At 69.9% G+C, this 6,266-nt stretch carries 4 protein-coding genes; 1 reads left to right on the top strand and 3 read right to left on the bottom strand.

Features of this window, described 5'->3' with window-relative positions; genetic code table 11:
• The 3 genes from G4D87_RS31615 to G4D87_RS31605 all read right to left on the bottom strand — a co-directional run.
• Positions 1-627 (bottom strand): Y-family DNA polymerase (locus tag G4D87_RS31615; protein WP_443192655.1); only part of this gene is annotated, 627 nt, incomplete at its 3' end.
• Positions 628-635: 8 nt separating this feature from the next.
• Entirely contained in the window at positions 636-1,508 is an 873-nt protein-coding gene (locus G4D87_RS31610; RefSeq protein WP_163786417.1) for an ImuA family protein, read from the bottom strand.
• 140 nt (positions 1,509-1,648) lie between these two features.
• Positions 1,649-2,863, bottom strand: coding sequence for a vWA domain-containing protein (locus tag G4D87_RS31605; RefSeq protein ID WP_205507790.1), 1,215 nt, complete (start codon positions 2,861-2,863; stop codon positions 1,649-1,651).
• A 236-nt stretch (positions 2,864-3,099) separates the two neighbouring features.
• Between G4D87_RS31605 and lon the strand changes: the two genes are divergently transcribed.
• Complete coding sequence (gene lon, locus G4D87_RS31600) at positions 3,100-5,583, top strand: endopeptidase La (protein WP_163786415.1); 2,484 nt, start codon at positions 3,100-3,102, stop codon at positions 5,581-5,583.
• The last annotated feature ends 683 nt before the right edge of the window (positions 5,584-6,266 follow it).

Below are 6,266 nucleotides of genomic sequence, written 5' to 3'. Positions count from 1 at the left end.
GCCGCCCCGGGCCGCCACGGCCCCCGCGGGCAGCGCCGCCACCTCGCCCAGCGTGGTGAGGCCCAGCGCGGAGAACGCCGCCCCCTCGCGGCCTTCCAGCGCGGACAGCGGCAGCGGCGCCAGGGCCCGGGCGCTGTCCCCCGGAGCCACCACCTCCACCCTGCGCGCGCCATGCCGGGCCACCGCGCGCGCGGTGAAGGACTCCGAGGCCACCACCACGCGCGCCCGGTAGCCCAGCTCGGCGCACAGCGACAGCATCCGCGCGCCCAGGCCTTCCTCGCCGTCGCACAGGTGCGCGGCCCCCGCGTCCAGCCACACCCCGTCCGGCGCGCAAAGCTGGAAGCCCGGGGCCAGTGGCAGCAGCGCCTCACCCAGCGCCGTCAGCGCGCGCAGCTCGTCCTCCGGGCGGTAGTCGAAGTGCCGCAGCCCCGGCTCCAGCGCGGTGGCCGCCGTCAGCGTCATCCCCGGGCGCACCCCCGCCTTCAGCGCCGACGTGGAGGCGAAGGCCACGCGGCGCTGGCCACGCACCGCCTCCACCAACGCGAAGGGACGGCCCGCCAGCTCCGGGGACTCCACCACCCGGCGCTGCACCGGGAAGCGGGTGAGGTGCAGATAGGCCCTGCGCATGTCGTGCCTCAGTGCGCCAGCGGGGCCGCGTCCAGTCCCTGCCGCAGGGGCGGCATGGGCGCGTCACGGCCGGGACGCTGGCCCAGGATGCCCAGCCCGTTGCGCAGCGCTCCGGACTGAGCTCGCAGGAAGTCCGGCGTGTCGTCGGCCGCGTGCTCGGCCACGTCCAGCAGCCGGCCGCCTCCCTCCAGCCCCAGCGCCGGGTACAGCGCGCTCCACGGCAGCTCCGCCCGCGCGCCCGTGCCCCCCTGCCGGCTGCGCACCACCTCCACCGACCAGCCGTCTCCGTCCCGGGCCTCCGTCCGCAGCCGGACCCCGCCATCCGCCGGGGACTCTGGCGACGTCAGCAGCAGGAGCAGCCCGCCGCCGCGCGCCGCCGCGTCCGCCAGCTTGCGCGCCTCCGCCAGGGCCACCCGGCACGCGCGCCCGCCAGGCCCCACCCCGCGCGTCAGGTCCAGCACCACGCAGGTGAAGGCCCCGCTCCGGGCCAGCTGCACCGCCGCCCAGATGCGCTGCTCGGGAGCCTGGGGCCGGACGATGAGCAGCCGCTCCAGGTCCACGCCCAGGGCCGCGGCCGAGGGCGGGTAGAGCTCCCGGGGGCCGTCCACCCAGGCGCACAGCCGCGCCTCCTGGTGCGCCGCGGCCACCGCGTGCAGCGCCAGGCTGGTGCGCCCCGAGGCCGCCTCGCCGCACAGCTCCACCACCTGCCCCAGCGGCAGGCCCCCCGTCGGCAGCAGGGCGTCCACCGCCGACAGGCCCGTGCGGAGCACCGCCAGGTAGCGCCGGGGCGCCGCCTGCAACTGGCGGATCCGCTCCCGAAGCTGCTCCACGACCGAGCCCGTCCCCTGCTCCACTCCCACTCGCTGCTCCGCCGCGCGCATCTCGCCTCCTCGCCAGCCCCCTCCGGACCGGACGACCGGGGGGCGGGTCGTCCACTATCCTCGGAGGTCTGACATGCGCCTTCATGGGACGCATGGCGGTGGGTGCGTGGATCAGACCCGCTGGCGCGGGTTCTCCCGGCTCAGCCGGCGCAGAGGACCTTCACTTCCACCTTCTTGTCGTCCGCGCGGCGCAGGCAGCTCGACTGGAAGAACAGGCGGGCCGGGTACGCCTCCGTGGACGCCTCGTAGCGCAGGTCACCCGCGGCCACCGAGCACCGCTCCACCTCGTCGTTCGCGCGCGTCAGCTCCACCTGGACCAGCCGGGGGTCGGGCAGGTTCACCACCTCGATGCTCTGCGCCACCGTGGCCAGCTCCGCGATGCGCAGCAGGGTGTCGCGGTAGTTGTCGCGGCAGATGGAGTCGAGGTTGTCGAGCCCCTGGTCGAACACCTCCGCCATCGCGCGCTGCCGGTGGCCGGGACCGTAGGAGGTCGGGCAGTCGACGTTGCGCACGAAGACACCGTCGGGTGTCGTGTCGCGGATCAGCTCCGCCCGCTTGTCGGACAGCGCCACCGGACCAATCGTGGCCCAGAGCACCTGACGCGAGGCCCCCGTTGAATCCCGGAGCTGCTGGAACGTGGCGAAGTACTCCTCCACCGGCGTCAGCAGGTGGGCCTGCTCACTGCAGTTGTCGATGGACGTATCGTCGGACACCCACACCGGAGGGGGGCGCTGGGTGGTGCTGCAGTCCTCCTCGTCGGTGACCACCGCCACCAGCAGCCGCGCGCCGTCGCGCAGGAACCCGGCGTTGCCGTTGTCCGCTCCCGGCGTCGACACCAGCGGCTCCGTCACGGCCAGCCGGACCGCCTCGAAGGGCGTCTCCTGGCCGCTGCCCTGCGTGCCCTGGATCACCAGCCGCCGGAACTTCTCCAGCACGTATGGATCCGTGCCGTCGATGAAGCGCTCGTCGGTGGGGTTGCCCGCCGCGTCCGGCACGCGCTGCAGCCGGCCGGACTCGTTGGCGTACTCCCGGAAGGTCGTCTGCCCCTGGAACATGGCCAGCCGGTACACGGACGTGGTGATCACCCCCACCCGGAAGTCCTGCGAGACGCCGCTGCCCTCCTTCAGCGCCTCCAGGAAGGCGGGCAGCTCGGTGGCGATGGCGTTCTGCTCCTCTTCCATGGATCCGGAGTTGTCGATGACGAAGAGGATGTCCGTCTTCTGCGGCGCGATGACGGGGGACTCGCTCTCGCACTTCCCGGGGAGGTTGGAGCCCGGCTCGTCGACGGGCGACCGGCACGACGTCCACAAGAGTGACGGCAGCAGGAGCAGGTGGGCGAAGGATCGGCGCTTCATGGGGGGCCTCTCGAAGAGCTGCGCACCCCGGCGGGGCGCCGCATCAGATGCTAGAGGGGTGATCATGCCCCACCCTCTGTCCGGACGCGAGACTTCCGAGGAACCCTGGAGATGTGACGGGGGGCGGAAAAGCGCACACTGCGTTTGCCATGTCCGTTTTGGTTGTTACGTTGGTTCATCCGCCGCAGAAAACCTGGAAATGTTCACTGGTTGTCGAAGGGAAAAGGCTGAACTCCATGTCCGATGAGAAGAAGAAGGGCACCGCTGCGAGCGCTATGCCCACCGCGATGGCCCCTCCCGGGCTCATCAACAAGGAAGACATCCCGCAGGTGCTCCCCATCCTCCCCCTGCGCAACAGCGTCTTCTTTCCGGGCGGAGTGCTTCCGCTGGCCGTCGGCCGCCAGAAGACCATCGCCCTGATCAAGGACGCCGTGCGTGACGACCAGGTCATCGGCGTCGTCACCCAGCGCCGCGCCGAAGAAGAAGATCCGGGTGCCGCCGACCTCTACACCATGGGGACGGTCGCCCGCATCGTGAAGCTCCTGAAGATGGGCGAGGACAACTACTCGCTCGTGGTGCAGGGGCTCGCCCGCTTCCGCGTGGTGGAGCTGGTCCAGGAGGCGCCCTACCTCAAGGCCCGCGTGGATGCCGTGGAGGACAAGACCTCTTCGGAGAACGTGGAAGTCGAGGCGCTGGGCATCAACCTCAAGAAGCTGGCGCGCGAGGTCATCGAGCTGATGCCCGAGCTGCCCGCCGCCGCCACCGAGCTGGTGGAGAGCATCACCCACCCCGGCCACCTGGCGGATCTGATCGCCGCCAACGTGGACGTGCCCATCGAGGAGAAGCAGGCCGTCCTGGAGACGGTGGACCTCAAGGCGCGGATGAAGCTCGTGCTGGAGCTGCTCAACCGGAAGCGGGAGATCCTCAAGCTCTCCAACAAGATCGACTCCGCCGTGAAGGGCGAGATGTCGAAGACCCAGCGCGAGTACTACCTGCGCCAGCAGCTCAAGGCCATCAAGGAAGAGCTGGGGGAGATGGGCGAGGAGGAAGAGGAGCTCGACGAGCTGCAGGAGCGCCTGAAGAAGGCCGGCCTGCCGCCCGACGTGGAGAAGGTCGCCAACAAGGAGCTCAACCGCCTGAAGACGATTCCGGCGGCGTCCAGCGAGTACACCGTCGCGCGCACCTACCTGGATTGGATCGCCGACCTGCCGTGGGCGAAGATGTCCGAGGACAACCTCGACATCGAGAACGCGCGCCAGCAGCTGGACAAGGATCACTTCGGCATCAAGAAGGTGAAGAAGCGCATCCTGGAGTACCTGGCTGTCCGCAAGCTGAAGAACGACATGCGGGGCCCCATCCTGTGCCTCGTCGGTCCGCCGGGCGTGGGCAAGACGTCGCTGGGCCAGAGCGTGGCCAAGGCCACGGGCCGCAAGTTCGTGCGCCTGTCGCTGGGCGGCGTGCGCGACGAGGCGGAGATCCGCGGCCACCGCCGCACCTACGTGGGCGCCCTCCCCGGCCGCTTCATCCAGAGCATGAAGAAGGCCGGCACGAAGAACCCGGTCATGATGCTGGACGAAATCGACAAGCTCGGCGCCGACTTCCGTGGCGACCCGAGCGCGGCGCTGCTCGAGGTGCTGGATCCGGAGCAGAACAACACGTTCAGCGACCACTACCTCGACGTGCCCTTCGACTTGTCCAAGGTGATGTTCGTCGCCACGGCGAACCAGCTCGACCCCATCCCCGGTCCGCTGCGTGACCGCATGGAGATCATCGAGCTGACGGGCTACACCTTCGAGGAGAAGCAGAGCATCGCCCGCATCCACCTGGTGCCCAAGCAGCTCAAGGAGCACGGGCTGAGCCCGGACCACATCGAAATCACCGACGAGGCGCTGCTCACGCTGACCACCTCGTACACGCGCGAGGCCGGTGTGCGTAACCTGGAGCGCCGCATCGCGGACATCTGCCGCGCGGTGGCGGTGGAGGTGGCCGGCGGGAAGATGGAGAAGCAGACCGTCAACTCGGACCGGGTGAAGGAGATCCTCGGGCCCGAGATGTTCTACTCGGAGGTCGCCGAGCGCACCGAGGTGCCGGGTGTGGCCACGGGCCTGGCCTGGACGGCGGCGGGTGGCGACCTGCTCTTCATCGAAGCGACGAAGATGGCGGGCAAGGGCGGCATGACGCTCACCGGCCAGCTGGGCGACGTGATGAAGGAGAGCGCCACGGCGGCGCTGAGCTACCTGCGCAGCAAGGCGGAGCAGCTCGGCATCAGCCCGAACTTCCTGGAGAAGACGGACCTGCACCTGCACTTCCCGGCGGGCTCCATTCCGAAGGACGGGCCTTCCGCGGGCGTGACCATCCTGACGGCGCTCACCAGCCTCCTGACGGGCATCCGCGTGCGTCACGACACGGCGATGACGGGCGAGGCCACGCTGCGTGGCCTGGTGCTGCCGGTGGGCGGCATCAAGGAGAAGGTGCTGGCGGCGCACCGGGCGGGCATCAAGCGGGTCATCCTGCCCGAGCGGTGCCGCAAGGACCTGATCGACGTGCCGGACCAGGCGCGCAACGAGCTGGAGTTCATCTTCGTCACCCACATGGATGACGTCCTGAAGGCGGCGCTGGAGACGCCTCCCTTCGGCGTGGCGGGCACCCCGGGCGGCGAGCCGGGCAAGGAGGCTCCGCCGCCGAAGCCGGCCGAGTCCTCTCCCGAGGTCCGCGCGTAGCGCACGGCCTCTGGGGCAGTGGGAAGTGACACGGGCAGGTTCCCTTCTGGGAGCCTGCCCGTTGTCTTTGCGGGGCGGGAGAGAGCGGACCGAATGATGACGCCCCTGGCATGGGTCGGTAACTCCTCTCAAGGGAATTCGCGTGGGGCCGTGAACTCTCCCTTCTCACGGGCCTACCAGCAGGCGCAGGCAGCCTTGTGAAGCCTTGGTCATGGCTTCCACCGCCTACAACCGAGATCAACCACCTGAGCGCCCCCCGCTTCGGTGGACAGGTTGACTGTTAGTGGTCCGCATGAAGGGGGTCGTCGGCAAGCCGCCAGGCCCTCCTGCCACATGAGACGAGGTGAGAGATTTCCGCCCGCTCCTGCTGGTGAGGGCGACTGGCTTGTCCTGGCCCGCGTCCGTCTTGGCCTGCTCCACCTCCTGCGTAAGGCGGGTTCAGTCAGGTCCAGGTCTCGCACCGCTTCCGCGACATACTTGCCCTGCTCCAGCACCAGCTTTAGCGCACCGGCCTTGGGAAGCTACGCTCCGACCCCCTCCGTTTCTTCTCTCGCTCCGTAACCGTCCGGTGGACGTCGTGCCGGAGGACTTGATGACGGACGAGGACCGTGTTCGGCGAGCGCCGCGACGAGCGAGCTGTTCAGTGACTGAGCTGGAGGGGCGAATCGGGCGGGTCGGCGGCG

It is taken from the genome of Myxococcus vastator, assembly GCF_010894475.1.
Taxonomy (GTDB): domain Bacteria; phylum Myxococcota; class Myxococcia; order Myxococcales; family Myxococcaceae; genus Myxococcus; species Myxococcus vastator.
The sequence above is the reverse complement of the archived record's forward strand: the minus strand, read 5'-3'. Positions and strand labels throughout refer to the sequence as shown.